Annotated in this window: 26 protein-coding genes; 7 read left to right on the forward strand and 19 right to left on the reverse strand. The window is 57.2% G+C overall.

The window, feature by feature from the left end; all coding sequences use genetic code 11:
• The first annotated feature begins 178 nt into the window (after positions 1-178).
• The gene (locus MWU39_RS14605; protein ID WP_247160483.1) at positions 179-1,486 is read left to right on the forward strand and encodes a GGDEF domain-containing protein; all 1,308 of its coding nucleotides are present in this window, start codon (positions 179-181) and stop codon (positions 1,484-1,486) included.
• A gap of 129 nt (positions 1,487-1,615) precedes the next feature.
• Here the strand turns inward: MWU39_RS14605 and MWU39_RS12575 are convergent, their stop codons facing one another.
• From MWU39_RS12575 to nadB, 8 genes are all read right to left on the reverse strand, one after another.
• Complete coding sequence (locus MWU39_RS12575; protein ID WP_247160484.1) at positions 1,616-1,975, reverse strand: PilZ domain-containing protein; 360 nt, start codon at positions 1,973-1,975, stop codon at positions 1,616-1,618.
• A gap of 120 nt (positions 1,976-2,095) precedes the next feature.
• A complete protein-coding gene (locus MWU39_RS12580; protein WP_247160485.1) occupies positions 2,096-4,126 on the reverse strand; it encodes a ribonucleoside-diphosphate reductase subunit alpha in 2,031 nt (676 codons plus the stop codon).
• Positions 4,127-4,782: 656 nt separating this feature from the next.
• Complete coding sequence (locus MWU39_RS12585; RefSeq protein WP_247160486.1) at positions 4,783-5,685, reverse strand: alpha/beta hydrolase; 903 nt, start codon at positions 5,683-5,685, stop codon at positions 4,783-4,785.
• Positions 5,686-5,864: 179 nt separating this feature from the next.
• Positions 5,865-6,383, reverse strand: coding sequence for a hypothetical protein (locus MWU39_RS12590; RefSeq protein WP_247160487.1), 519 nt, complete (start codon positions 6,381-6,383; stop codon positions 5,865-5,867).
• Between the two features lie 280 nt (positions 6,384-6,663).
• Positions 6,664-7,584 carry a TraB/GumN family protein gene (locus tag MWU39_RS12595; RefSeq protein WP_247160488.1) on the reverse strand — a complete coding sequence of 307 codons (921 nt, stop codon included), beginning with the start codon at positions 7,582-7,584 and terminating at the stop codon, positions 6,664-6,666.
• Positions 7,585-7,633: 49 nt separating this feature from the next.
• Positions 7,634-8,320: a hypothetical protein gene (locus MWU39_RS12600; protein WP_247160489.1), complete on the reverse strand. Its 687-nt coding sequence runs from the start codon at positions 8,318-8,320 to the stop codon at positions 7,634-7,636.
• Positions 8,317-9,102, reverse strand: a complete 786-nt coding sequence (locus tag MWU39_RS12605) for a hypothetical protein (protein ID WP_247160490.1) — start codon at positions 9,100-9,102, stop codon at positions 8,317-8,319. The genes MWU39_RS12600 and MWU39_RS12605 overlap by 4 nt, the downstream gene beginning before the upstream one ends.
• Positions 9,099-10,691, reverse strand: a complete 1,593-nt coding sequence (nadB, locus tag MWU39_RS12610) for an L-aspartate oxidase (RefSeq protein ID WP_247160491.1) — start codon at positions 10,689-10,691, stop codon at positions 9,099-9,101. The genes MWU39_RS12605 and nadB overlap by 4 nt, the downstream gene beginning before the upstream one ends.
• Before the next feature lie 411 nt (positions 10,692-11,102).
• Here nadB and MWU39_RS12615 point away from each other — a divergent pair, with 411 nt between their 5' ends.
• A complete protein-coding gene (locus MWU39_RS12615; RefSeq protein ID WP_247160492.1) occupies positions 11,103-11,633 on the forward strand; it encodes a hypothetical protein in 531 nt (176 codons plus the stop codon).
• On the opposite strand, the gene MWU39_RS12620 is transcribed toward MWU39_RS12615, so the two are convergent.
• On the reverse strand, positions 11,621-12,634 hold the full coding sequence (locus MWU39_RS12620; RefSeq protein WP_247160493.1) for an MBL fold metallo-hydrolase: 1,014 nt from the start codon (positions 12,632-12,634) through the stop codon (positions 11,621-11,623). The genes MWU39_RS12615 and MWU39_RS12620 overlap by 13 nt on opposite strands.
• Before the next feature lie 104 nt (positions 12,635-12,738).
• Between MWU39_RS12620 and MWU39_RS12625 the strand changes: the two genes are divergently transcribed.
• Positions 12,739-13,317, forward strand: coding sequence for a hypothetical protein (locus tag MWU39_RS12625; RefSeq protein WP_247160494.1), 579 nt, complete (start codon positions 12,739-12,741; stop codon positions 13,315-13,317).
• A 43-nt stretch (positions 13,318-13,360) separates the two neighbouring features.
• Here MWU39_RS12625 and MWU39_RS12630 read toward each other — a convergent pair whose 3' ends face one another.
• Complete coding sequence (locus MWU39_RS12630; protein WP_247160495.1) at positions 13,361-14,314, reverse strand: ABC transporter ATP-binding protein; 954 nt, start codon at positions 14,312-14,314, stop codon at positions 13,361-13,363.
• 121 nt (positions 14,315-14,435) lie between these two features.
• On the opposite strand from MWU39_RS12630, the gene MWU39_RS12635 reads away from it, so the two are divergent.
• From MWU39_RS12635 to MWU39_RS12645, 3 genes are all read left to right on the forward strand, one after another.
• Complete coding sequence (locus MWU39_RS12635; protein ID WP_247160496.1) at positions 14,436-14,696, forward strand: zinc-finger domain-containing protein; 261 nt, start codon at positions 14,436-14,438, stop codon at positions 14,694-14,696.
• 91 nt (positions 14,697-14,787) lie between these two features.
• Entirely contained in the window at positions 14,788-15,198 is a 411-nt protein-coding gene (locus MWU39_RS12640) for a hypothetical protein (protein WP_247160497.1), read from the forward strand.
• Between the two features lie 75 nt (positions 15,199-15,273).
• Positions 15,274-15,729: a hypothetical protein gene (locus tag MWU39_RS12645; RefSeq protein WP_247160498.1), complete on the forward strand. Its 456-nt coding sequence runs from the start codon at positions 15,274-15,276 to the stop codon at positions 15,727-15,729.
• A gap of 495 nt (positions 15,730-16,224) precedes the next feature.
• Here MWU39_RS12645 and MWU39_RS12650 read toward each other — a convergent pair whose 3' ends face one another.
• The 4 genes from MWU39_RS12650 to MWU39_RS12665 all read right to left on the reverse strand — a co-directional run bounded on the left by MWU39_RS12650 (position 16,225) and on the right by MWU39_RS12665 (position 19,681).
• A complete protein-coding gene (locus tag MWU39_RS12650; RefSeq protein ID WP_247160499.1) occupies positions 16,225-17,199 on the reverse strand; it encodes a nitronate monooxygenase family protein in 975 nt (324 codons plus the stop codon).
• 96 nt (positions 17,200-17,295) lie between these two features.
• A complete protein-coding gene (locus MWU39_RS14610; RefSeq protein ID WP_247160500.1) occupies positions 17,296-18,129 on the reverse strand; it encodes a DMT family transporter in 834 nt (277 codons plus the stop codon).
• 58 nt (positions 18,130-18,187) lie between these two features.
• Entirely contained in the window at positions 18,188-18,850 is a 663-nt protein-coding gene (nth, locus tag MWU39_RS12660) for an endonuclease III (protein WP_247160501.1), read from the reverse strand.
• Positions 18,851-18,892: 42 nt separating this feature from the next.
• A complete protein-coding gene (locus MWU39_RS12665; protein ID WP_247160502.1) occupies positions 18,893-19,681 on the reverse strand; it encodes a hypothetical protein in 789 nt (262 codons plus the stop codon).
• Positions 19,682-19,879: 198 nt separating this feature from the next.
• On the opposite strand from MWU39_RS12665, the gene MWU39_RS12670 reads away from it, so the two are divergent.
• Entirely contained in the window at positions 19,880-21,268 is a 1,389-nt protein-coding gene (locus MWU39_RS12670; RefSeq protein ID WP_247160503.1) for a serine hydrolase, read from the forward strand.
• A gap of 3 nt (positions 21,269-21,271) precedes the next feature.
• Here the strand turns inward: MWU39_RS12670 and MWU39_RS12675 are convergent, their stop codons facing one another.
• From MWU39_RS12675 to guaA, 5 genes are all read right to left on the reverse strand, one after another.
• Positions 21,272-21,976, reverse strand: coding sequence for an endonuclease III (locus tag MWU39_RS12675; protein ID WP_247160504.1), 705 nt, complete (start codon positions 21,974-21,976; stop codon positions 21,272-21,274).
• 18 nt (positions 21,977-21,994) lie between these two features.
• Positions 21,995-22,864: a hypothetical protein gene (locus MWU39_RS12680; protein WP_247160505.1), complete on the reverse strand. Its 870-nt coding sequence runs from the start codon at positions 22,862-22,864 to the stop codon at positions 21,995-21,997.
• 33 nt (positions 22,865-22,897) lie between these two features.
• A complete protein-coding gene (locus MWU39_RS12685) occupies positions 22,898-23,416 on the reverse strand; it encodes a metal-dependent hydrolase (protein ID WP_247160506.1) in 519 nt (172 codons plus the stop codon).
• Between the two features lie 9 nt (positions 23,417-23,425).
• Positions 23,426-24,031: a YceI family protein gene (locus MWU39_RS12690; RefSeq protein ID WP_247161085.1), complete on the reverse strand. Its 606-nt coding sequence runs from the start codon at positions 24,029-24,031 to the stop codon at positions 23,426-23,428.
• Between the two features lie 78 nt (positions 24,032-24,109).
• Complete coding sequence (gene guaA / locus MWU39_RS12695) at positions 24,110-25,684, reverse strand: glutamine-hydrolyzing GMP synthase (RefSeq protein ID WP_247160507.1); 1,575 nt, start codon at positions 25,682-25,684, stop codon at positions 24,110-24,112.
• Between the last annotated feature and the right edge of the window lie 663 nt (positions 25,685-26,347).

Raw genomic sequence — 26,347 nt, forward strand, 5'->3', positions numbered from 1 at the left:
ATTTTCTGAGTCGAATGGCGGGCGCCCGATTGGGTGATGCAAAGCGCGCATGAAACCAAGGGGTTGCGGGTTGCATTGCGCGCATGTGGCGAAATGCGCGGTTAGGCTAACGGCCCGTTAAACAAACACGCCTATCACCAGCAGCGTGGGTGTAGAGGGCTCTTTCATACCGGCCGCAGTGGTGGCCGAATATCCGGCATTCTCTCAGCAGGAGTGCGCAGCGGACAGGATCGACGCATCCGCAATCGAAGAGCTCAGTGTTTCAGCCGATCAAACCGGGCGCTGGCCGCCAAAGGTTCGCGATCTTTACCGCGAAGAGATTGAGGCCCGCGTCTACCGCGAGCATCACTTTCTCTTCATGCTCGGCTTTATCACGTGCCTCGCGACGATTGGCATCGACGCGCTGATCAACCCGGCCATGGCCAAAGAAGGCGCAATTTTACGGGTCCTGCTCATCGGGCCGGTCACATTGCTGGCAATGTTCGCTGCGAGCAAACGCTGGACGCAGGTGGTTTTGGCCTGCGTTATCATCTCTCCGGTCACATTCGCCGGCATAATCACTTACCTCGCGTTCCAACTGCCCCCTCACTATGCGGCAACCTATTTGACGGCGACGACGCTCATTATCGGGCTCGCGAATATCGTGCTGCCGCTTTCCATGCGCGGCCTGCTGGTGTTTGATTTTGCATTTATCGGGACCGTCCTGACTGTGCTGGCATTGGGGCCGGACAGTGCGTTGATTGATCGCGCCCATTATCTGTTGCTGTTGAGCGTTGTGGCGTCAGGCACATTGCCATTGGCGGCCCGGATCGAGCAGTTGCGCCGGCGCAATTTCCTGCTGAACCTTCACACCCAATTTTCGGCGAGCGAGCTGCGCGATGCCAACCGCAAACTGCGCGATCTTTCCGAGCGCGATCCGTTGACCGGCGCCCTAAACCGGCGCGGTCTTGCGCGTATTTTTGACGAACGCCTGACGTCGGCGTCGGCGTCGGCGCAGGCTGGCACGAACGGCGTGCGCGCGGCAATGATTATGGTCGATATCGATCACTTCAAACACTTCAATGATACCCATGGGCATCTTGCCGGTGATACGTGCCTGACGATGGTGGCGCAGGCCCTGCATTCGGTCATCGGTGAAGAGCGCTATGTTGTTGCACGCTATGGCGGTGAGGAGTTTATCGTTGCTCTTTGCGAAAGCTATTCGGGTCACGCCAGCGACCTCGCCGAAGACATCCGCAAAAGGATTGCTGCCCTGCTAGTTCCAGTTGGGGGCGAGCATGGCCCTAGCGGGCGCTCGCTCGTCACGGCGTCCCTCGGTGTGGGACTTGGCGCGAACCTGATCGTCCCGGTCGCATACGGGGATTGCGAATTCATTCGCGAAGAATTGATCGAGATGGCCGACGCAGCTCTCTACAGCGCGAAGAATTCGGGCCGGAACCGGGTTGAATTGGTCGGACGCGCCGATCCGATTGCTCACTCGGCCTAACGGCAAAAGTTACTCGGCAAGCAAACGGCGTTCGCTGCATGGCCTGTAAGGCGCACGCATTTCGCAAGCGATTATGACATGGAGTTGTTGGTGAGCGGCGATTTGCTCAGCCGCCGATAAAAACCGAGCTCAACAGAACCGGTTCGGCAGGCTCTTACCCATCGGTTCGAATTCGCCCGGCGTCATATCTTTCGAAAGATCGGGAACGTGACCATCCAAAGTCTGCTCAATCACCTCTTCGCTGAGCGGCGTAACAAAGGTCACACCAATGTCGCCGCCGTCGCTCCATTTGATCTTGGCGCGATGCGGACCTGAGCTTCCGACGAAAATTTGCAGAGGCGTGCCAGGCGTGAATTTGCCCGGACCAGGTGCAAACCGGCAACCTCCGGTCGAAAGGTCAATCAATGTCACGTCGACCGGCGAACCGAGACCGGTGAAATATCGGCCCGGCAGGGAAACGGTTTTGCGCGAGGTTTGACGTGTTTGCATAACGCGCGCTGCGTAACAGAGGTTTGCTTAACGTTACGTAAAACCAGCCTCCGAAGGCTCTCAAAAGAAAACCCCCACGAAGCATCGGCCTCGCGGGGGTCAATCTTTGAAATCAGACTGTTACTGACAGCTGAGGCATTCCTCATAATCGGTCTGCTCTGCGGCCAGTTCAAATTTGGCTGCATCGGCGGTGTTATCCGCTTCGACGCCGCCGGCAAAGCCCGCGCGCTGAACCGATTTCGACCGGAGATAATACAGCGATTTGATGCCTTTTTCCCAAGCCTGGAAGTGCAGCATCATCAGATCCCACTTATCGACATCCGCCGGGATAAACAGGTTCAGCGACTGCGCCTGATCGACATAAGGCGAACGGTCAGCAGCGAATTCGAGCAGCCAGCGCTGATCGATTTCAAAGCTGGTTTTGAAGCTCGCCTTTTCTTCCTCGCTCAGGAAGTCGAGATGCTGAACCGAACCGCCTTTTTCGAGGATCGAGTTCCAGACATTGGTCGAGTTCTTGCTCTTCTTGTCGAGAATCTTCTCAAGATACGGGTTCTTCACGATGAAGCTGCCCGACAGGGTTTTGTGGGTGTAGATGTTCGCTGGGATCGGCTCGATGCAAGCGGACGTACCGCCGCAAATGATCGAGATCGATGCCGTCGGTGCGATCGCCATTTTGCAGCTGAAGCGCTCCATCGCGCCCATTTCTGCGGCATCAGGGCACGGTCCGCGTTCCTGAGCGAGCAGCATCGACGCTTCGGATGCTTTCGCCTGAATATGCTTGAACATTTTCAGGTTCAGCGCCTTTGCCATCGCGCTTTCAAAGCCGAGGCCTTTTTGCTGGAGGAAAGAGTGGAAGCCCATCACGCCGAGACCAACCGAACGTTCCCGCTCAGCGGAGTATTTGGCGCGGGCCATCTCGTCCGGCGCGCGATCGATGTAATCCTGCAGGACGTTGTCGAGCATGCGCATCACGTCTTCGATGAATTGCTTGTCGCCGTTCCACTCATCCCATTTTTCGAGATTGAGTGAAGACAGGCAGCACACCGCCGTGCGGTCATTGCCAAGGTGATCGATGCCAGTCGGCAGCGTGATCTCGCTGCACAGGTTCGATGTCGAAACCTTCAGACCCAAATCGCGGTGATGCTTTGGCATCATGCGGTTCACGGTGTCATTGAACACGATGTAAGGCTCACCAGTGGCGAGGCGTGTTTCAACGAGTTTCTGGAACAGCGAACGCGCATCGACTGTGCTGCGCACTTCGCCGGTCTTCGGTGATTTCAGATCGAACTTCGCACCGTCGCGGACAGCTTCCATAAACTCGTCGGTTAGCAACACGCCGTGGTGCAGGTTCAATGCCTTGCGGTTGAAGTCACCCGACGGTTTACGGATTTCGAGAAATTCCTCGATTTCAGGGTGGCTGACATCGAGATAGCAAGCCGCCGAACCGCGGCGCAGCGACCCTTGCGAAATCGCGAGGGTCAGGCTGTCCATGACGCGGACGAATGGAATGATGCCGCTGGTCTTGCCGTTGAGGCCGACAGGCTCACCAATACCGCGAACGTGGCCCCAATATGTGCCGATGCCGCCGCCTTTCGAGGCCAGCCAGACATTCTCGTTCCAGGTGTTCACGATGCCATCGAGGCTGTCGGATACAGAGTTCAGATAGCAGCTGATCGGCAGACCGCGCGATGTGCCGCCATTCGACAGGACAGGCGTTGCAGGCATGAACCACAGGCGCGAGATGTAATCATAGAGACGCTGGGCGTGTTCCTGATCATCGGCATAGGCATCCGCAACGCGTGCAAACAGATCCTGGAAATTCTCACCGGGAAGCAGATAGCGATCGATCAGCGTTTCTTTGCCGAATTCGGTCAGGTTCGCATCGCGCGATTCATCGATTTTGACATCGAACCGGCGATCATTAACCTTCTTGCTATCAGGCTCGGCCGCGCTTTTGGCGGCTTCGCCAATGGCACCAGCCAGCGCTTCGCCAGCTTTTGCCGCGATCAGCTCTTCGCTGCCTTTGTCGCTCGTCTTCATGCCTACTGCTTTCGCCTCGGTTTCGGCGCTTGATGCTGCGCCGTTTTCTGTTTCTGTCACTACGTCGCCCGCGTTTTCATTTGGCACGCTATCGCTCGCTTTAAATTCCATTACAGCCCCGTTTGTATCCCCGAATCGGAGCACGTCACCTTCTAGCGAAGAAATGCGTATGTTCCGATTCTGTTCTCTACCGACAGATCAACAGAAAACCCACAGGCTATCCTGTGGTTTATCCTCTAATCATCCTATTCGGATCCGCTTCGCCTGCCCCAGAGACTCCGATCCCCTGCGCAAACACCCCAGTTTTCTATATATGGGGTCGATGCGCTGCGATCACTAGGTATTGTGGGTAAGCAGCCCCGAATAACCACTAGATACTGAATCAGGCGCTCGATTGGCGCAAGAGGGTAAATGTCGATTAACGTAAAATCGGCCTGAGTTTGGCGGGTGTATTACAATGCTGCAACGCCGCGACGCGGCAGAAATCCTAGGCTTGTCGGCTGCGCAACCCCTAAAAGGAATCTGCGAAAAAATTTTGGCGGGTAAAAGGCATCAGATGGGCTTGTGAATCATTCGAATCCAAGTGCGCAATATTCGAATCCAGAAGGCTCCCTCGGCGACATCTGAAATAGCGCAGGCGGAACAACGCTCTGCGAATTTCGCGCCGTTTTGAAGCGTGTCGTGGAGCACCGAAAAGCGGCGCCAATGATTCGCGCCAAAGGCCGCGCGCCGGGCCGGCACGCGGCGTCAATTCAGCGATGGTTGGATCAGGCGGAAACGCTGACAGACTTGACGTGATCGACGATTTCCTGAGTCACGCGGCCGATCAGCTCGACCGGGATATCGTGGCCCCATCCCGGAATCGTCACCAGCTTCGCGCCCGGAATATGCGCCGCAGTATCCTGCCCGCCTTCCAGCTTCACCAGCGGATCATCCTCGCCGTGCAGCACCAGCGTTGGAGTGGTGACATTCTTCAACCGCTCACGCCGATCGCCATCGTCGATGATCGCCGCAAGCTGGCGCGGGAGGCCCGGAGGATAGACGCTGCGACGAATCGCCTTCAGCACTTTTTCCTCGCGGCGCTTCGGATCGGCGGGATAGCCTGGGCTGCCGATGCTCTGCTGAACATTGATCCCGTGGGCCAGCAGGTCCTGCTCTTCCAATGACGTAAGCGGCGCGATCAGCGCTTCCATCGCCTGCTTGTCCGCCTGCGGCACTTTGGGATTGCCGGTGGTCGACATGATCGATGTGAGCGAAAGCAGCTTGTCCGCATGGTTGATCCCCATCAGCTGGACGATCATTCCGCCCATTGAAGCGCCAACGACATGCGCACGGTCAATCTTCAACGCATCGAGCAAGCCCGCCGCATCGTCCGCCATTTCCGCCAGCGTGTATGGCACCCGCGCGGGGAAACCGATCATCTTGCGCAGTACCTGCATTTTGAGACCGGGAGCCTTCGCGCCTTCCATCTTCTGGCTGAGGCCGATGTCGCGGTTGTCGAACCGGATTACGCGGTATCCCTCGCCCACCAGCGCTTCGACAAATTCGTCCGGCCACAGCACCATCTGAGCACCCAGACCCATAACGAGCAGGATCGGTTCGTGATCCGGGTTTCCGTTATCTTCGTAGAACAGCTCGATACCGGTGTTGGGCGTGATGATTGTCGGCATGGTTCAGGCGGCCTCTCTTACAAATACGTTTTGTTTGAAGACGGGTCTGCCGCATTGCCGCACGCACCGCAACCCACCTGCCTATTAAGGGACTGGCGACAGATGGGTTGCGGCACCCAGCCCCCGGCGCGAAGCCAAAAAAACGCGCCGGAGCCCTTTTGTCAGGCGTAGAGCTCTCCCTATCCGCCCAGCAAAATGATTGCGCCTTCGGGATCTTTCGAAGCAAAGCGCTCCGCCCGAGACTTTTTGATTTTTGCGGCAAGTTCTGAATGTATCTTGCGGTTATCGGCGAAGATGATCGCAGCGAGAAAGCGTGTGCCCGCAGGTCGCGTCACTGGAACATCGGCCAATGTGCCAAGCCGCCGGACGGCGTTTTCTGCGCTTCGGCGGGCCGCATAGTTGCCGTTACCATCGAGCACAGCGATGTTATCGGCTTTGCCGTCCGCGCCGAGCGTAAAGGCGACTTCGACAACCGCGTTGTTTGGCCGCAACTTACGGGTCATCGGGTCGCGCATCAGCGCGCGGTTCAGCTCTTTTGTGGTATCTTTCTGCCATTCGTTCATCGCGCTTTGAGAGCGCACGACGATGTCCTCGGACATGGCGGCTGACTTTTCACCAGCAGCAACCGGAGCGGCAACAGGTAGCGCGATAGCAGCCGCCAGGGCGGCAGCGGATACAAGTTTGGTAATTACAGTCATCAGGATCATCCTCTTCATCAGGGTTCACGAAGATGATCGATCGCAAGGACCAGACGCGCCGAGCACCAGTCCCAATTACTCGTGGCTAGGCTTTGTCGGTCGATCTGACGCGATGAATGAATGGTATAAGCTTTAGGGGTGCTCACCGCGTCGGAGCTGGAGTCGCCTTAAAGAAGCATTCTTTCAATCGGTGATCGTCTGGCGACGTAATATGTCGTCCAAAGACGCCTGAGAGCCGATAAACTGCATTAGGCCCGCCCAAGCATGTCGGCCTGCGGCGTCACCGCCAGAGCGGCCCACCAATTTCAAAGCCGCGCGTTTCCAGACTGTCGAGCACACCCTCGCTCTCGGCCAGCACCCGTAAAGGGACGACAGCGACCGTGGTGCCGTCCGAAGCAGCCGCACCTTCGATCATGTCGATCCATGTCGCGCGAATATCCTCGCCCAGTTCGGGATCAGCCCACGGCCAGCATGTGCCCAGGGCCACCTCAAGCGGGTTTTCCATCACGGCAGGAATATCGAACTTGCGCCAGTCATCGCCGCGTTTCTCAATGATATCCGGGCCCATTTCTGTCGCGGTCATCGCCGCTTCGAGGCAGGCAATGTGCGAGGCGGGCGGCGCCTCGGCCAGATTATCGAGCAGGTCTTCACCGCGAAACCGCTCAGGCCGCTCTATTGGCACATCAGCTTTCTTCGCCGCCTTGCGCACAATGTCGGTCGCGTCATCATCCAGCGTGTCGTCATCAAAATCGAGTCTACGCGCAAGCAGATCGAACGCCGTCATCAGGAAGCTGCCGCGATCATAATCCTTGTCATATTGTTGTTCGAGCGCAGCCAACCGCGCACGCTGATCCAGATCGAGGTAGTCGGCAGCGACGCTTTTATCGGGAAGCTTGGTAAAACTGCCCCCACGAAAGATCAGGCGAAAAACATCACCGGGAGAAATCTTGGGCCGTGATCGGATGATAACGCGGTCGGCCTCGCCAGTCGCGTCCTTGAGCCGGTCGGGAAACCACGGCGTACTTTCAGGCACAGCGCGAATTTCACCAACCAGAATAACGGTGCCGGTGTCAGTATAAATCGTCCACATCGGCGCACCCGAGCGCTGCGCGGCGACGACGATTTCGTTTTGGGTGGGGGGTTCTTGGGCAGCAATAGACTGAGCGGAGATACAAAGCGTAAGAAAGATGAGTGCGCGCATTTTCCTTCCTTCAGCGTGGCAACATTACCCTTTCCTGTATACTCTCTCCTCAGTTGTCCTCATTGGGGAAAGAGATTGCAACAAAATGCTTGAAACCGAAGTGCTCCTTCAGCTTCGGGCCAAGAGACTGCGCAATTTTCTGTGAACTCTTACGAATGCCCGGGAGCATCTCGACTAACCCGTCTCCGCCACTTTCCAATCCTATAAAGGTTGGGGCAAGTTTTGCGTATTGCTCTTGCGTCGCCTCAAATGAAACGACGTCACCATCGGCTTTTGTCGCGAAACCACTTTCGGCGAGCACGCCCTTGTACTCGATGATCCGATTAAAGCATTCGAAAGCGATTTTGTGGCCACTCTCAAGCTCTTTGATCGCCATTGTAAGTTCATTGTCTTTGGTCCGGGCAACAAGTGCGAGCTCGTTTGACGTGATTGCTTCAGGCGGTCTTGAGAAACCTATGACGTCGAGAATTCTTGGCCACGCTGGCTTTTCAAAACCACCGTCGTCATTCTTTGGAACGCAGTTAGAAATATGCCTATCGAGCCTGTAAATACGCTCGCAAAGTTCATTGACTTTGAAAACGAGGCTATATGCAACGGCTAAGTCATTCTCATTTCGCGCTTTTTGCGCAAAAAAGTACGTCGTTCCCCAAGCTAAACTTGCGCCCAGCAGGACAGCTAAGAAATTAACAAGTGGATCAATCCACTCCAATTCTTGAGGTGCAAGGGTGATAATCAACGCACCAGTTCCGCATCGCGTGTTACAGCTTCTTTTTCTGGCTGATCAACATCCTCCAACGGCACAACCATCACCGTCACCCCATCATCCTCGCCCAAGGTGCAAACCACCCGCAACAGCTTGCCGGGGCCTTCTCCCATAGACCAGTAATCGAGCACCTCTTGCGGCTTGCATGCCGTAACGGGGATGCCCCGGTCGGCGAACATTTCGCGTGTGGAGATGGTTGACAGGCGTTGGTGATCGGCGACGTTTTTCGTCATAAATGTATGCAGGCCATCCAGCTTGCTTGCCAGCGCCTCCGCAGTGACATGGAATGTCGTATCTTCGCCGTACGTGACAGTGATTGCGGCCTCGCTCTGAACGATCTGCGGCTCAATCCAGCCGCTGCCGATACGCGTGACGCCATCCCACGGTACTGCGCCATACTCAATCAAAACCGCATAGGGATTGACCAGCTTCAGCCCATCATCCCGCTTCGTCACATAGTCCAGTTGATCGCCGTTCTCGGCATAGTCGCGGTACTGCGTGAGCCGGTCGATCACCCACATTTTCTCAGCGCCGCTCTTCAGGTCGATCGCGACCAGAAACGTCTCAACTCTCAGACTTTCATGCAGGCCCAGATTGTCGCTTGATGATCGGAGGACAAACAAATGCGTATCGCTGACGCCGAATGGCCGTTCGTGAATGTCGATGACGTCAGGCGGGGTGGCGGATGCGGGCGCGCTGATAATCGCTGCACAGGCCAAACAAATGCCGGCAAGCAAGGCGCGCGCGATGATCAAGGCACCAGCACCGTATCGCGTGCTTCATCATCCATTTCCGGATAATCGAGCGTGTAATGCAGCCCGCGGCTTTCGTGCCGTTCGAGCGCGCTCTTCACGATCAGTTCGGCTGATTGCAGCAGATTGCGCAGCTCGATCAGGTCGGTCGTGACAACGAAACTGCCGTAATAATCCTCGACCTCGCGGGTGAGCAATTCGATCCTGTGCTTGGCCCGCTCCAGCCGTTTGGTGGTGCGGACAATACCGACATAGTTCCACATAAAGCGGCGGATTTCGGTCCAGTTCTGTTTGATGACAACCTGCTCGTCGGAGTCCGAAACGCGGCTTTCATCCCACGGCTTAATGGCGGGCGGCTCGGTCAATTCATCCCATCGCGCCAGAATGTCATCCGCTGCCGCTTCGCCGAATACGAAACATTCCAGCAGGCTGTTTGAGGCGAGCCGGTTCGCGCCGTGCAATCCGCTTTCGGTGACTTCGCCAGCCGCCCACAGACCGGGCAAATCGGTGCGGGCTTTGAGGTCCACAACCACGCCGCCGCAGGTATAGTGCTGCGCCGGCACGACCGGGATCGGGCCGGTTGTCATATCGATGCCCAGGCCGCTCAATTTCTCATGAATGGTCGGGAAATGCTCTTTCACGAAGTCGGCGGGCTTGTGGCTGATATCGAGATGGACGTAGTCCAAGCCAAAGCGTTTGATCTGGTCATCAATGGCGCGCGCCACGACATCGCGCGGGGCCAGTTCCATCCGCTCCGGATCATAATCCGCCATAAAACGATGGCCGGTTTCGGGGTGGAGCAAGTGCCCGCCCTCGCCGCGCACGGCCTCCGTTATGAGGAAGTTTTTGACTTCGAGATTGTACAGGCAGGTCGGGTGGAACTGCATCATTTCCATATTGGAAACACGCGCGCCCGCACGCCATGCCATCGCAATTCCGTCGCCGGTCGCGCCGCGTGGTGCGGTGCTGAACTGGTACACGCGCCCCGCTCCGCCAGCGGCCAGGATTGTGGCGCGGGCGATATAGCGTTCGACCCGCCCGTTTTCGGTGTTGAGCGCGTACACGCCCCATACGCGCCCGGCCGCAGAGAATTTCTCGCGGTGACGGTCTGTGATGAAATCGATGCAAGTGCGCCCCGGCGCCAGCGTGATGTTGGATGAGGCTTCGGCAGCTTTCAGCAGCGCCTCCTGAACGGCCCATCCAGTTGCATCGTTCACATGGACGATGCGGCGGTGCGAATGCCCCCCTTCGCGGGTGAGGTGCAGCGCATCTTCATCGCGGTTGAACGGCACGCCCAGCTCGCACAATCGATCAATCGCTTTGGGCGCGCCCTCGATCACAAATTCGACCGTTTCAATGTCGTTGAGACCCGCGCCCGCGACCATCGTATCACGCACGTGATTGTCAAATGTATCACCGGCATCAAGCACAGCAGCGATGCCGCCCTGCGCCCAAGCGGTCGATCCGCCGGTTAGCGAACCTTTGGCGAGCACCAGCACCCGCTTGGTCTCAGCCAATTCCAGCGCAGCGGTCAGTCCCGCTGCGCCCGATCCAATCACGATGACATCATAGTCTTTAGTCGCTGTGCTCATGCGGCAAAGCCATGGCCCGCAAAGGCGATCAGGGCAAGAGTTCGTGCTCTTCAGGTGCAGTGAATTGAAGGAAACCAATCACTTGTAAAATCTCTCTTGCTGCAGCGCACAATTACGGTATTTTACGTATCAGGTCGCACTATCCATTCGGTTCATTTGCCGACTGTCCAAGCTTGAGGAAAAAGGTGACCTCTCCCATGTCTGTTATTTCATTTGCTAGATGCCTCACAGGTCAGCATAAACCACGTCGCCGTGGTGTTGTCTGGAACGGTGAGAGCTATGTTGGTGAATGCCGCAATTGCAGGAAATCGATCAAACGCGTGACCAGCGGCAAGTGGCGACGACCAGCAAAGTCAAAGCGGGACACGGCTACCGCTTGAACCCCCGGCATATTGCCGCCAAGCTGCCTTGATGGGAAAACCCGCGCAGACAGCAGCTAGGCAAAGCCTGATTGCCCGCCTCACCATGTATTGGAAGATGGAAGGCGCAAACATTGCGATCGTCCCGATTGCGATGGTTCTGTTCGCAGGCGGACAGGTTGGGCCAACTTCTTTAATCGCACTGGTTCCGATGATGGCCTTGCTCGCCATCGGAACACTCTATTGGCGGGCAAAGTTGCACCAGATCGAGCGCGGCATCTCACCCGATGATATGGTCAGCAAATTGGCGCAGTTGGATATGCCCATGGCCGCAGGCAGCATTATCGCTGTGCTCGCAGCGGCAGGCGCATGGACTGTTCCCGGATGGGCGGTCGGTACGGCAGACAAATGGGTCGCGACCTCCGCTGCAATCCTGACGGTGCTGGAATACATCAATTATTACCACCGGCAGTTGCAGCATTTTGACCACTTGCCGGATTGGAAACGTTTGCTGTCCGGTCGCGGCTTTCGCAAGAGCCAGTTGCGCCGGGATATTGAGCGCGTGAGGAATTACAGCGCGTAACAATCCAGATCAGCAGCCACGCTGACATCGCCCGAATAGCTTTGGCCGATTGCCTCCAAACCCTCGTCAATCCGGCTGAGTGATCGCTCCATATTGTGGGTCAACACCAGCCGTTCCGGCTTTATCGCGCCTGCAAGCTGACCGATTTCAGCAGGCGTCCGGTGGAGCCCGCGCGGCTGGCCATCCTCGCCATTGATCACATGATGCGCGAACAGGATCGCCGGACGAATATCCTCCATCATGGTTTGAAACACGACTGAACGCCCGCTTTGGTCGCCCGCGATAACAATCGATTTATCGCCAACCTCTATCTCGTAAGCCAATGCGGGCACAGGGCCGTGATCGACGGGATAGGCGATTGCGGAAAAGGCATTCGACACATCAAGAGGCGTCACTTCACCGTTCCCGCCAAAAGAAGGAACATCGCGCACTTCCAATTGCGCCTTACCCTCGGTGCCGTCGCCATAGCCGCCATTATAGGCAAAGGCGCCGCTGTCTTTGGAAAGCAACCGCTCGATAAATTCACTGGTTGCGGGGAAGCGCGGAGCTTCGGCAGGACCCACAATCGCAAGAGGCTCTGTCCGGCCTTCAAATCCGCCAGTGTTGAGAATGTCGATAATATCGCCTGTATGATCCGCGTGGAGGTGAGTCAGCAAGATCGCATCCAACGTCGCAACCTTTCCGCCCGCTTCGGCAAAACGCAAAAAGCTGCCGGAGCCTGCATCAATCAGAAGCTTGGGCTCTCCATCGATCCAGAGCAGATAGGATGTGCCCGCACGGCTAGCCTCGGCAATCGGACCACCGCTGCCCAAGACTTGCAAAGCCGCACCTTCGCTTGGGCAATCGGCAGGTTGTTCGGCCCGAGGTATTCCCGCCATCGGATCAGCGGGTGAGGATTGAGGACTGGTGGACTTGTCTGACATGCCGATGCCGCACCCGGCCAGAGCCGAGCAACCCAGCATCACAAGACTAGCGCTTACTTTCCCGCGATGCAGCTTCATTTCCGCTCCCTTGTCCATGTTGCAGGCACGATGCGCGCGGTGTCGCGAACTTACAAGGTTTGCAGGCGCAATCCGGTATCAAGGCCGCAATTCAGGAGCGCTCCATGTCATTCAATCATCTCGTATTTTCTGCAAAAATGCTCGCTTTGTGCGCGTTTACTAGCCTTGCCAGCTCAGCGCCATCACTGGCGCAGGAGAGTTCCAATAAAGTCACTTTGTTCCAAAAGGAGGATGGCGGCGAACTTGCAATCGTCTCGCGCTTTGAGACAACCTGCACTCTGCGTTGGTTTAGCGAGACTGACCTCAACGGCTTCGCCATCATTATCGGCAAAACTACGATCACGAGTGACCTGCTGATCTTCACAGATCGTGACATGGGTTCCCACGGCGGCGATATGACGCTCCGGAGATTCACGAAGGATGGCATCGCCGCCTCGACCGTTCCTTTCGGGAAGAAAAGCCTACCCGAAGGGTTCTTCCAATATGTCGCCAAACTCAACAATCTGAAGATTGACTTCGACGTGTTCAAAGTCAGCGGCGATCTACTCCTTCAAACAGAGACAGAAGGCCCGGTCGTGATCGAGTTTCGCAGCGTATTGCGCGATGAGGCCGTCGCGGAGTTAGGCAAATGCCTCGAAACCCAGCCCGAACATTGGACGTTGGAAAAAGGCCTCGGCGATTGAGCCGAAGCGAGCAAGACGATGCTCAAACAATTTCCGGAGCTGATTACGCGCCCGAGCCGGTCAGCTGGACGAACACATCCTCCAGATCGGCTTCGCGGGTGGTCACGTCTTCGACGGTTAGCCCCTGCTCCTGAAGGATCGCGAGCACCTGTCCAGCGTTGAGTTGATCCTTGTTATACGTCACTTCGACGCCGCGCTCGCCCGACAATGCCACCTTGCTGAATGCCTCATGCGAAGGGGCCTGCGCCAAATCATCGGCCAGCGTGACTGCCACGATCTTTTCGCGCGCCATATCCACCAGTTCGCGGGTCGGCTTATGCGCGATCAACTCACCGTGATTGATGATGGCAATCTCGTCGCACAGCTCCTCGGCCTCTTCGAGATAATGCGTAGTAAGAACCACCGTAACGCCTTCGCGGTTCATCTCCGTAACGAGCTCCCACAGCTGACGGCGCAATTCGACATCAACGCCGGCGGTTGGCTCGTCCAACACAAGGATCGGCGGCGAATGGACCATCGCCTTTGCCACGAGCAAGCGGCGTTTCATCCCGCCTGACAATGTGCGGGCATAGGCGTTGCGTTTATCCGCAAGGCGCACTGCCGCCAGCAATTCTTCGCTGCGCCTGTCTTTACCGGCAATGCCATAAAACCCGCCTTGATTTTCCAGCACTTCATATGGCGTGAAGAAGGGATCAAAGACGATTTCCTGCGGGACGATGCCGATGGCGCGGCTGGCATTGCGGCGCTGTTCATCAATATCAAAGCCCCAGATATTCGCCGATCCGCTGGTCTTGTTTACCAGCCCGGCAAGGATATTGATCAGCGTCGATTTGCCCGCGCCATTGGGGCCAAGCAGGCCGAAGATAGATCCTTCGGTTACGTCAAAACTGACCCCGTTCAGAGCCAGTTTGCCTTCCGCGTCGGCGCCTTTCGCACCTTTCGGCGCGGCATAGCGTTTGACGAGATTATCGATGCTGATGGCTGGGGGCGTAGACATGCGGCCCGCCCTAGTTGAGCTGCCCGCGCTCGGCAAGCATCTGAGTCTGCGCCGCTCGCGTGGATGCAGGGCGCAATAGCGATTGAATTAAACGGCGGGCGGGATTATTCGCTAAAGCGCTATGAACATGCCTCCACCAGAAACCCTGCTTGTCGAAACCAAACGCGTTAGCTGTGATGGCTCCAGCGGCATCCGCGCAGGCGAGAATTATCGCCCCGCCGCCCTCGGCCACCCGCGCATCTATCTGGAGATTGACGAGCACGGCTATGTCGATTGCGGATATTGCGACCGGCGATTTGTGCTGAAAGGCGGCCCCGCTGATGGCGTGGATCAGGCGAGCCTGCCGGACATTTCCGAAGGCGCGGATCCCGGCCATCGGTAAACCAGCGGTCGTTCTTGCTTCTTTACTGGCGCTCACACTGCCCGCGCAGTCTGTTGCTGCAGATCGCGATTGCGACGTCATTTCCGCCCTGATGTCGGGCGCAAAATCCAAGGTTCGCGGGCTTGCTATCGAGATCAACCGCGAAGACACGCTCGATTTGACCTACCGCGGCAAGCAAACCTTTTTCCGCAACGCGACATATTGCGAGATAGTCCCTGGCAAGGAAGACCTCGAGCTTAACTGCGAATGGTCTTTTGAAGGTGATGAACGAGGCGCAAGAGCGCTCTTTTCTGCCTATCGCATCCGGATCAAAGAGTGTCTTGCGACGCCCTTCGAAACAAAAGACTCCAATGATTATGGCAAGGTCAAAATCTTGAGCAGCTACGAAGCGGAAATCGAGCATTCGGACGGTACAGAAACGTCGATCGAGTTGGAACTGCATGAAAAGAACTACAGCAGCACTCCGAAATTCTCGGTAGACTTGCAGATAGAGCGTATTTGATCGGGCACATCGCCGCTCATCGCGCGTTCATTGTATGATACATACTCTTACAAAGTTCAGGCCAAAGGAGAATGCATGATGTCGACCCCACGCAAGGCTTTCGCCCTCACTGGCGCTGCTGCGCTTGCCCTTTTGGTTGGTCAGCCGGCGGTTGCCGATGATCAAAGCGGCGAAGATGCCGCTACAGAAATGACCAAAGGCGAAAAGAAGCTCGCCGATATTCTTGAAGGGCGCGTAGCCGGAGAGCCAACCCGCTGTATCCGCACCCGCCCGAATGAGCGCCTTCGCGTTATTGATGATACCGCCTATGTTTATGGCAGCGGCCGCACGATTTATGTTCAACGGACCCGCCACCCTGACAAGATCGACCGTGATGATATTCTCGTCTCGCGCCGGTTCAACGCCAGCCAGATTTGTAAACTGGACATAGTGCACACCGTTGATCGTAGCTTTGGCATGTTCAATGGGGCCGTCTTCTTTGATGACTTCGTGCCGTATACCAAGGCAGATCAAGCCAAATCATCGAGCTAACTCGCTACCGATTCACCCTTGCCGCGCCGTAAGTTCGCTTGCGCGCATCCGGGGTGAATTGGGCGTCTCACCCGAAATCCCCGGCTCAGCACCTCCTATGCCGGAAGGCTTGGGTAGATCAGGTTGAGAGCTCGATAATTTGGACCGAAATCCCACCACCCCCGGCAATGCAAAATCAGCTTGCAGATCAAAGCCCTCTGTATGCCGGCTTCGCGGCGGTGGAACCGTGAACATAAGAGGTTGAACATCCGGGACCACCCGTTCGCGTCCGACACTATTCCCACGGGTCCGCAACAATCTGCGAAGCGGTCCCAAGACCCATGTGATGACACATGGCGCGATGCATAGCATCAGCCACGCATCGAGCCCGATCTGCTGTTCCATTTCCACTCCCTTTGCCTGCATGCGCATCAAATGCGCCAGTCCGCATGTCCAAGCGCAGAAAATAAAGGCTGGTCATCATGCCTTTATGGCGAAGGGACTAGGGAATAATGCCTAGGCAGCCGACATGGCATTCATCCGGCCAAGAATCGCTTCGGCTTCGGTCATGATACCGTCGATCAATTCCTGACAGGTCGGCACATCATTGATGAGACCAGCGACCATGCCGCAGCTCCATGCGCCTTCGTCCATCGCGCCTTCCATCATGATCTTGGGGTAAACGCCCGCGACCTCTGGCAAGATGTCCTGAATGGTGATCGCATCGCCCAGCTCTTTTTCTTTCTGGATCAGGCGTTCGACCGCTTCGTTTTTCATGACGCGCTCTGTGTTGCGCAGCGGACGCATAACGAGGCGGGTGTCGAGCTCGGATGCCTCGACAATCGCTTTCTTCACATTTTCGTGAACTGGCGCCTCTTTCGTGGCGATAAAGCGGGTCCCCATATTCATGCCCTGCGCGCCCATGGCGAGCGATGCGACGAGGCTACGTCCGTCGGCCATACCGCCGCTGGAAACGAATGGAATGTCGAGCTCATCTGCCGCGCGCGGCAACAGAATAAAGTTCGGGATATCGTCTTCGCCCGGATGACCGCCGCACTCAAACCCATCGACCGAAACCGCATCGCAGCCGATGTCCTGTGCCTTCAAGGAGTGACGCACGCTGGTGCATTTGTGGATCACCTTGATCCCCGCATCTTTCAGCGGCGGCAGCAGCTCGACCGGATTGCGGCCAGCCGTCTCGACGACTTTCACGCCGCCTTCGATCACGGCTTTCACAAGGCCTGGATAATCAGGCGGGGTGAGGGTCGGCAGGATAGTGAGGTTCACGCCAAAGGGCTTGTCCGTCATATCGTGACAACGCGCGATTTCATTCGCGAGCTTTTCAGGAGTGCCCTGCGTCAGGCCGGTAATGATGCCGAGCCCTCCCGCATTGGAAACCGCTGCCGCCATTTCGGCAAAGCCGACATAGTGCATGCCGCCCTGTATAATCGGATGCTGGATGCCGAACATTTCGGTGATGGCGGTTTTCATGGGAACGCTCTCCTGAAGGTTTCTGTTTGAGCGTGAAACAAGCGGAACTTTGCCGTGCTTGCAAGCGCGGTTTTCACAAGCACCAAGGCCGTAGCGTCAGGAGAGCTGCTTTGCGGGCTTAAGTATCGTCAGCACGATGCCGCCCAAGATCAAACCGCCTCCCGCGACCAACCGCCAGTCGAGCGGTTCGGACAAGAGCAGCACGCCGCCTGCAGCCGCCACTACGGGGGTGGCCAGTTGGACGCTGGCCACCGTGCCCAAGCCAAACCTCGGCGTTACCTTGTACCAGATGACATAGCCCATACCGGACGTAGCCGCGCCCGCGATCACCGCCAGCATCACACCATGCCAGCTCGGCATCCCGCTATCGAACCACAGCATCGGCAAAACGAGCGGCGCAGCGAGCAGGAAGTTGCGGGCCGTACTGCCCGCCGGATCGCCGCCATTGCGGCCGATAATGGTGTAGACACCCCACGCGACACCGGCGACTGCCATAAGCAGCGCGGCTCCAATTCCCACCGCCTCGCCGCCCGGCGCGAGCAGTATGAACAGTCCGCTAAAAGCCAGGACGAGACCGAGCCAACCGAGAATACCAAGACCTTCACCGCGCCAATAGCCAATCGCGAGGATGGTCGCCTGAACACATGCAAACAGGATCAGCGCGCCGATTCCCGCGCCCAGACTAAGGTAAGCAAGCGAGAAGCCAGCGACATAAATTGCCAGCGAAATGGCACCGGGCGCGTCGCTCAGAGATGGCTTCCTGCCGAGAAAAGGAAGCAGAACGAACGCGCCTGCCGTCAAACGGATAGCCGAAAACGCCCCCGCCTCTATCGCGCCATCGGCCAGAGCTGCGCGGGCAAGCAGCGAGTTGCCCGCAAAAGCGAGGATCGCAAAGCTTGCAAGAATGAATGTGAGCGCGGCTGATCGCACGAAGCCTCCTGTATCCCGCACGGTGTTCGCGGGATTACGCGAAGCGGTTACGAACGGGCTATGCCTGATCCCCTGCGCGCTCGATAGGCCCGGTCTCACACAGATCGCTCACCACGCAAATCTCGCATTTCGGCACGCGCGCGCGGCAGACCTTTTTGCCAAACTGGATCAGCCAGAAATGCCCGTCAGCCATGGCCCAGTCAGGGCTGCGCTCTTCAAGCTGCTGCGCGGTCTTTTCGGCGGTCTTGGCATCAGTGAGGCCGATCCGGTTGCAGACCCTATGCACATGTGTGTCGACCGCGATCACATCTTTACCAAAGGTGAAACTCATCACGATATCCGCGCATTTGCGACCAATGCCGGGCAGGCTCATCAACCCTTCGCGAGTATCGGGCACAACGCCGCCATACTCTTCGAGCAGAGATGTGCAGAATTTGCGGATGTTTTTCGTTTTGTTGTTGTAAAGCCCGCACGGCTTGATCGCAGCGGCAATTGCTTCGTCTTCCAGCGCGAGCATATCTTCGGGCGTTTTGGCCAGTTTGAACAAGGCGCGGGTCGCCGCCGCAGTGTTCCGATCCAGCGATTGCGCGGAGAGCATGCAGGAAATGCAGGACCGGAAGGCGTCAGGCTGACCTTTCGGTCCTTTCGCATTTTTCGTGCGCCCCGGCATTGCCTTGGCGAGTTTCCGGTAAACCGTTTCGACGTGTTTTTCGCTCAGCATACAGCAAGAGCGAACATCCCACCTGTCCGGTTCCCGCGCAGGTCAGCTCTTTGGCTTAAGCAGCTTATCCGGCCTGATCCGCCGCGCTTCACCGAACAGCGAATAGGTTTTGTTCACATAGTTCGAGACATCGACGATGCTGTCGAGGTACTTTTCAAGCTCAGGCGTCTGTTCCTGCTCGACCAGCCGGACATGCGCGCCGGGATTCTCTGTTTCAAACCGGACATAAAACCACGGCTCACCGCGTTTCAGCACCAGAGGCTTGGTCACGTCATGCCATTCAAAGCCCCAGCTGAGCGGACGCGGCCAGATGTGAACGGGAAACCGCCCGCCCATCTGCACACCAGGACGCGGGGTGGGGAAGTAATCGAGGTAAGGCGCGGTCTGGACGACATAGCAAGGCTCATCCGCGACAAAGACATAAGGCGCGACGATCTGGATGATCGGGCGCTCCGGATGTCGCCACTCGCTTGGCGGGTGCATGACCATCATGCTGTTGCGGCCCGTTGCGCGCATCGCCGACTTATCGCCGTCCACGTCCATGAGTTGTAGCTGACCATTGGACTGGCGGCCAATCCCCAAAGTCAGGTCCACGGGCGATGGGATGACGAAATGTCGCCGGTCAAAATCAATCGCGGCCGGGCAGACCTGCACCGACTTGGCCGAAGCAGGCTTTGGATCCTTGCGCGTAAAGGGCTTGGGCGCGGACCATATTGCGTCCCCACCTTGGGGGAAACGGACAGTCCAGCCGACAGTGACACTGCGCGATTTACCGCGTGCCTCACTATCACGCTGATCGGCGTCCTCGGCGAATTGATCTTCCCAGCTCATCGTTTGGTTCCTCTAATCCTTGTCGGGAACCTCATGCAGTCTGAAGCGCAAATTCGCAATCGGTTCGGACAGCGGTCCATGCATTCCGACTGACGCAACTGGCATGACAAAGGCGAGTACGCTGCTTTGTGATTGACAGGATTACTAGTCTACCGCATCGACTACGCCTGTAGACAATCTTGGAGTGCAGGAATGAAAATGTATTGGTCAAGCATGGCGTTGTTGTTTGCGGCAAGTGCAGTCCATGCCAATCCTGCACCACCCCCGCCAGACGCAGACGTCATTTCGGATCAGCTGACAACTGCCGAGAATATCCCCGAATTGATGGAAGCTTTTGAGGTCACGGGGCTAGCCGTTACCGCAGTATCCGGAGACAAAGTGCTGCTATCCGCAGGCTTTGGCATGACCGCAGATGAAGAGCGCTACAGCGTATCAACACCTTGCGGGCTATACTCTGCCACCAAGGTTCTGGCCTCGCTGACTTATGCAAATCTATCCGCCGCTGGCCGCCTCAACCTAAATGCGCCGTTAGCCGATTACATCGATGATGCACCAGAAACCTGGCGCGCGATACCGTTTTACCGCCTGCTCAATCATACCTCTGGCATTCCGATGGCAGTGAACAAGGACGCCTTCGGCAAACTCGCAGCTGACCCTGCAACTCGCAACGATGATATCTATCGCCTCGTCCGAGACCTTCCGCTTGATTACCAACCGGGCGAATACTCGCGCTACCGCCAGTCCGGATATGCAACCGCAGAGATGATCCTACAGGACAAGCTAGGCTCAGGATTTGATGCTTTGGTTGGTGAGTACATTACCGGGCCAGCTGGTCTTTCGGCGACCCTGCATCCGGCCGTGACCTCCGCAGATGAACCGGCGTTTCTGTTGAGCGCGGGCGGATTTCAGACCACGGCCAATGATATGTCCAAGCTGTTCCTGCGCATCAATGATGGGACCGTGATCGCGCCGGACGCTTGGAAAAAATTGATGCTGGAGGATTCGTATCGCTTCGGGGACTACAGCCTTGGCAGCGTCATCGAAAACAGAAACGATGTCCTCACCATCGGCCATAGTGGTGGGGGCGCACGCGCCAACATTCGGTACGCTCCAGACCGCAAGATTGGCGTGATGATCTGCACCGATGATCGCGACAACAATGGACTCGCGATTCATTTGGCGCGGATGCTCGTCGATGAAATCTCGTCAGGTGATGTCCCGCAATTGCCGCTGCAGGTGGCGATGAAGGGCTATAAATCCATGACAGGCGTCGAAATCATCGCCGCATATAGATCGGCAGAGCGCTCCGCCGATCTCTATGATTTGACCAGTGCCGAAGCTCTCTTGAACTCGATCGGCTATTCGCTTCTTGCGCAAAAGAAGGGCGCCGATGCGATTGCAGTTCTCGCCTTTAATGCCGAGACTTTTCCAGACTCGCCCAATGCGCATGACAGTTTGGGTGAAGTCTTGTTGGCCAATGGCAAACGCGACGATGCACTGCTCAGCTACAGACAGGTGTTGAAACTCGATCCCGGGAATAACAACGCTGAAAAGGTGATCGCGCAAATTCTGGCTGACAGCGAGTAATCGCTAGTCTCGGCGGCGACCCGTCTCGCATTCTTTGCACGCGAAACAGCGCACGCAATCGGGCGCACGCGGGCGGCAATGCGTTTGACCCAATTTCTTGAGCAAGAGGTGATGCTCGTCCATGTCCTCAGCCGTCCACTCTTCGGGAACGATTGGCATCAATACATCATAGGTTTTGGCCGTATCCGCTTTCGCCAGGACGATTCCCATCCGCTGCATGATGCGGCGGTGATGCCCGTCGATCACCATGGCTTTGCGGTTGAAAGTGGAGGCATTCATAACGCCAGCTGCATTCTTGCGGGCAACCCCGGGCAACGTCTCAAGCCATTTTATCGCTTCGGCAGTTTCGAGATTTGATAAGTGCCGCAAATCGGCGCTGCCGCGCTTATTGATGATGTAGGTAAGGCAGTCTTTCAAACGTTTGGCCGCGACGCTCGGAAAAGTTTGCCGCTGGAGCCGCGCCTCCAGTTCCTCGACCGAGACTTCCGCAACAGCTTCCCACGATCCGAACTCCGCCAAAAGCGCGTCTGTCGATGCATTGGAAGCGGCGGTTTTGGTCTGTGCACCGATCACGCCGTGTACCAGCACCCAAACAGGATCGCGGCGCTTTTCCGGCGGCCTCACGATACGCCCGAATGCCGCGATCAGCGCAGGCTGCATCCGGCGCAAGATATCGGTGCGAGGATCAGGTCCGAGTGGCAACTCCATGCCAAGCGGATCGCACGATCACGGGCGGCGCGCAAACCGCTCTACGAAGTCGCCCACACCTGCCATGCCTTCGTATCCGAAGACATAGGCTGGTTCGACGGTGTCAGAGAAATCCAGCCCGCCCGCGCTGACCGCCGGATTGACATAGGCAGCCGTAGGATTGTGCAGATCGGATAGGCGCTTTGCTTCTTTCCAGATCGGTCCGATGACGGGATCGCCAAGCAAAGCGGGCCAATGACTGCCATCGTTTGTGTTGAAACTCGGCGTGCCATTGCCTGCGAAATTGCCGTCCGAAATCCGGTGGTACCTTACCTTGCGCCGGACAAAATAGATGTCCACCTCGCTTGTAGTAGATTCGTTCCAGTCGGAATGCTGGACGAGATGGACATTGCCCCACATCTCTTCGGGCAAGCCGCGAATAAAGGCTGCGGAGACATCGGATTGCCCAGCTTCGGTGATCCACACATTGCCGCCCGCCTCAAGTGTGGCGCGGGCTTCTTTGGTAAGACGAGCAACCGCCGCATCACGGTCTGCATGGGCATCCACCCAGTTTTTGCCAAAGGCCAGATCGAACAGCTTGGAGGCAGGAATGAACTCGCCATCCTGCGTACCATAGGCACCGGCCGTGGCGATAAAACGAACGCAGGCAAACGCCGGATCGGCCAGCATTGTGCCCAGGCCAGCAACCGATTGCAGATCATCAACATCGGGCTTGCTGTCATAATTGGCGATCAGCAAATCGCGGTTCGGATCGAACTTGCCAATCATTGGCGCGTCATCACAGGACGGCGCCGAAGGCGCGGCATGATCGTGCGCGATTGCGGGAACGGCTGGTGCAATTGTCATGCAAACAGCGGTCAGGGCGAGCTTGAGTGTGCGAATTGTCATCGTTGTCAATTATGCACGATCAGAACTGTTTGGCTAGCCCCTTGCTCGCCGAATACCCAATCCAGCCAATGCGAAAAGGGCACAAGGAAACCAGATCCATCTCAGTTCTGACAGCAAGGTCTCGACCCCGCGCATTGAGAAGAATTGCATGCCAATGGGAGATACCCGGATCGGCGTAACGGGCGCAAAGATGCGGCTATCATCGAACGGCCACCACAATGCGGCGCCCAATCCGCCGCTTGTCAGCGTATCGAGCAAACCATGGCTCGCCATCGCGAGAATAAGAAAGGCGAAGGCGATCAGACTGCGCGCCTCGCGCCAGCATGCACTCAGAACGCCTGCGCATATCGCGGCAAAAGCAACCGAATGGGTCGCGCCCCGGTGACCCCACGCATCGGCATATTCCACACCAAGTTTGAAGCCGACCACATCCGCATCAGGCAGCACCGCGAAAGCCATCCCGGCGATTGCCACGCGCGGAGGAATGCGGTTCGTCCCAGCCGCGACCGCGATTGCCAATGGCACAATCGCGTGTGAGAAGACCGTCGGCAATTGTGCGCTTTATCGCTCGAATACGAGCGAGAATGTCACAGGCACAACGGGCGTGATTGAAGGCAATCCGGCAAGCTCTTGCAACTGCGCAAGACCATCAACCAGTTCGTAGCGCGATGCATCGACTATCACCGGAGCATCGGAAACGGCGAGCACGCGGTCCGGGCCGGCGCGGGTCACAGTCACTTCGGCCTGAAACGGTGCCTCCACACCTTTCAGCGCCAATGTTCCATCAAGGGTGGTCTTGGTGCTTTCGCCGAGACCCAAAGTCTTGAACGGCGCCGGATCGATCTGAGCCGTAACGGTCGCGCTGGGATTGTCTGCAACTACGAACAGAACATCGCGCATTCGCTCGTTGCGAATGTCCACGCCGGTGCTGACCGAAGCGAGGTCAATTTCAATGGTCGCCGTGCCTTCTGCCGTGACATTTCCGCTGACCGTTTCAAACGTGTTGATCTCGGCGATTTCATCGGCCTTGATCGAGACATAGGAAAGCTCAGATGCGGAACCGTCCAGTGTCCATGTGCCTTCAGTAAGCGCGGATGGCTCTGCCGGAGCTTGCGAGCAGGCCGCTGTGATAAAGAGCGAAGCGGCGGCGAATATGCGGAGTTTCATGGTCACGAATGGAGTCCCGTTGATAAGAGCTTTGCAGCGGCAAATATCAGAATGAACGAGACGGGCAAAGGTTGCCGTCTATTCCCATTCAATCGTACCGGGCGGTTTGCTCGTATAGTCATAAACGACCCTGTTGATGCCTTGCACTTCGTTGACAATCCGCGTGGCGCATCCGGTCAGGAAACTTGCCTCGAACGGGTAGACATCGGCGGTCATGCCATCGGTCGAAGTGACAGCGCGCAGTCCGCAGACACTGTCATATGTGCGCCCATCACCCATCACGCCCACGGTTTTGACGGGCAGCAACACTGCGAATGCCTGCCAGATGTCGTCGTAAAGTCCGGCATTGCGAATCTCTTCGAGATAGATCGCATCGGCTTTGCGCAGGATATCGCAGCGTTCTTTGGTCACTTCGCCCGGAATACGGATGGCAAGGCCGGGGCCGGGGAACGGATGGCGCCCGACGAACATATCCGGCAGACCAAGTTCACGGCCCAATTCGCGCACTTCATCTTTGAAGAGTTCACGCAGCGGCTCCACCAACTGCATATTCATGCGCTCCGGCAGGCCACCGACATTGTGGTGGCTCTTAATCGTCACGCTCGGTCCGCCGGTGAAGCTGACGCTTTCGATCACGTCGGGATACAGCGTTCCCTGCGCGAGGAAATCAGCGCCGCCGATCTTTCCGGCCTCTTCCTCGAACACATTGATAAATTCGCCGCCGATGAATTTGCGCTTTCTCTCCGGATCGGTCTGTCCGGCAAGGCCAGCCATAAACCGCTCTTCGGCGTCCACCACGACGAGCGGTATATTGTAATGATCGCGGAACATGGTTTCGACCTGCTCGCGCTCGTTCAGGCGGAGGAGACCGTGATCGACGAAGACGCAGGTCAGCTGGTCGCCGATTGCCTCGTGAATCAGGATCGCGGCGACCGAACTGTCGACGCCGCCGGACAGCCCGCAGATGACTTTACCATCGCCGACTTGATCGCGGATTTCGCGGATCTTGGTGTCGCGATACGCCGCCATCGACCAGTCACCTGCAAGCCCGCAAACGCGGTGGACGAAGTTTGCGAGCAATTTGCCGCCATCGGGCGTGTGGACGACTTCGGGGTGGAACTGAGTGCCGTAAAACTGGCGTTCTTCATCTGCGATAACCGCAAATGGTGCGCCGTCGCTGGTCGCGACAATTTCAAAACCCGGTGCGAATTGCGTGACTTTATCGCCGTGGCTCATCCAGACTTGGTGGCGCTCGCCCTCTTTCCAAAGGCCGTCAAACAGCGCGCAGTCTTTTGTCACGGTCAGATAGGCACGGCCAAATTCGCCGCCTTCACCGGTTTCATGACCGGGACGGACCTCGCCGCCAAGCTGCTGGCTCATCACCTGCTGGCCGTAACAAATGCCAAGGATCGGAATTCCCGCCTCGAAAAAGCTTTGCGGCGCGCGCGGGCTGCCTTCGTCGGGCACACTCGCAGGAGAGCCAGACAGGATGATTCCTTTCGGCTTCATCCGCTGAAACGCTTCTTCGGCCAGAGTGAAAGGCGCGATCTCGGAATAGACCCCCGCCTCGCGCACTCGGCGTGCAATTAGCTGCGTAACCTGACTGCCGAAATCGACAATCAGGATCGAATCTGGGAGATGCTCTGCGTCCATGGATGCGAGTTACGGAGCGAGCTCGCCCCTGTCCAGCGCCTCCGTCCTCGTGCGCTATCGCTTTCGACAACTATTGCGCGACTTTTGCGCGAGCTGCGTGTCATGCGAAGCCACAGCATGCCGTAGCGACACAGTTTATGTTGCAAAATACGCAATCAAATTGCATATTTTCGCATTTGAGTTTCATGCAATCGAACAGCATATGGGCCGTGCAACGCGGTTTAAGGCACTCTCTCTCCCCGCCGAACCGGTTGCAAAGCGCAGCGCGGGATCATTGAGACCGCCCTGCCTGTCTGCTTGTTACCGGCGAGCGGCCAACCATGCGAACTGATCGGCGTAGCTGGCTTCCAGCACGCTGCACCGACCTCCCCCATCGCATGGGTTTTCAGCGCAATCCCCCAGCGCTGCGGCCGTCTACAATGGTAACGTACCAGCAGCGAGCGAGACGCGGCCGCCATTCTCTCCCCCCCCGAAACGGTGGCTGCGTCTCCACCCCGCACGAAGCAATGATCATCCAGCAATCGAATTTTCCGATCACAAGTCTCGGAAATTACCATGCGCTCGACGGTAACAAAATTACTCCTTGCTTCGTATTTGTAACTAGAACCTCGGAGCCATTCTGGCTTCGTCAGGCCCGGCAGCTAGTCAGCCTCCGGGAATTAT

The sequence above is a fragment of the Erythrobacter sp. F6033 genome (genome assembly GCF_023016005.1).
In the GTDB taxonomy this organism is placed as follows: Bacteria; Pseudomonadota; Alphaproteobacteria; order Sphingomonadales; family Sphingomonadaceae; genus Erythrobacter.

Coding starts and splice junctions, on each gene's coding strand:
- guaA (WP_247160507.1), bottom strand. CDS start 25,684: ATGGACGCAGAGCATCTCCCAGATTCGATCCTGATTGTCGATTTCGGC.
- MWU39_RS12635 (WP_247160496.1), top strand. CDS start 14,436: ATGAACATGCCTCCACCAGAAACCCTGCTTGTCGAAACCAAACGCGTT.
- MWU39_RS12690 (WP_247161085.1), bottom strand. CDS start 24,031: ATGAAACTCCGCATATTCGCCGCCGCTTCGCTCTTTATCACAGCGGCC.
- MWU39_RS12575 (WP_247160484.1), bottom strand. CDS start 1,975: ATGCAAACACGTCAAACCTCGCGCAAAACCGTTTCCCTGCCGGGCCGA.
- MWU39_RS12590 (WP_247160487.1), bottom strand. CDS start 6,383: ATGACTGTAATTACCAAACTTGTATCCGCTGCCGCCCTGGCGGCTGCT.
- MWU39_RS12650 (WP_247160499.1), bottom strand. CDS start 17,199: ATGAAAACCGCCATCACCGAAATGTTCGGCATCCAGCATCCGATTATA.
- MWU39_RS12670 (WP_247160503.1), top strand. CDS start 19,880: ATGTATTGGTCAAGCATGGCGTTGTTGTTTGCGGCAAGTGCAGTCCAT.
- MWU39_RS12585 (WP_247160486.1), bottom strand. CDS start 5,685: ATGCCGACAATCATCACGCCCAACACCGGTATCGAGCTGTTCTACGAA.
- MWU39_RS12630 (WP_247160495.1), bottom strand. CDS start 14,314: ATGTCTACGCCCCCAGCCATCAGCATCGATAATCTCGTCAAACGCTAT.
- MWU39_RS12675 (WP_247160504.1), bottom strand. CDS start 21,976: ATGGAGTTGCCACTCGGACCTGATCCTCGCACCGATATCTTGCGCCGG.
- nadB (WP_247160491.1), bottom strand. CDS start 10,691: ATGAGCACAGCGACTAAAGACTATGATGTCATCGTGATTGGATCGGGC.
- MWU39_RS12680 (WP_247160505.1), bottom strand. CDS start 22,864: ATGACAATTCGCACACTCAAGCTCGCCCTGACCGCTGTTTGCATGACA.
- MWU39_RS12580 (WP_247160485.1), bottom strand. CDS start 4,126: ATGGAATTTAAAGCGAGCGATAGCGTGCCAAATGAAAACGCGGGCGAC.
- nth (WP_247160501.1), bottom strand. CDS start 18,850: ATGCTGAGCGAAAAACACGTCGAAACGGTTTACCGGAAACTCGCCAAG.
- MWU39_RS12640 (WP_247160497.1), top strand. CDS start 14,788: ATGTCGGGCGCAAAATCCAAGGTTCGCGGGCTTGCTATCGAGATCAAC.
- MWU39_RS12595 (WP_247160488.1), bottom strand. CDS start 7,584: ATGCGCGCACTCATCTTTCTTACGCTTTGTATCTCCGCTCAGTCTATT.
- MWU39_RS12645 (WP_247160498.1), top strand. CDS start 15,274: ATGATGTCGACCCCACGCAAGGCTTTCGCCCTCACTGGCGCTGCTGCG.
- MWU39_RS12620 (WP_247160493.1), bottom strand. CDS start 12,634: ATGAAGCTGCATCGCGGGAAAGTAAGCGCTAGTCTTGTGATGCTGGGT.
- MWU39_RS12625 (WP_247160494.1), top strand. CDS start 12,739: ATGTCATTCAATCATCTCGTATTTTCTGCAAAAATGCTCGCTTTGTGC.
- MWU39_RS12665 (WP_247160502.1), bottom strand. CDS start 19,681: ATGAGCTGGGAAGATCAATTCGCCGAGGACGCCGATCAGCGTGATAGT.
- MWU39_RS12615 (WP_247160492.1), top strand. CDS start 11,103: ATGGGAAAACCCGCGCAGACAGCAGCTAGGCAAAGCCTGATTGCCCGC.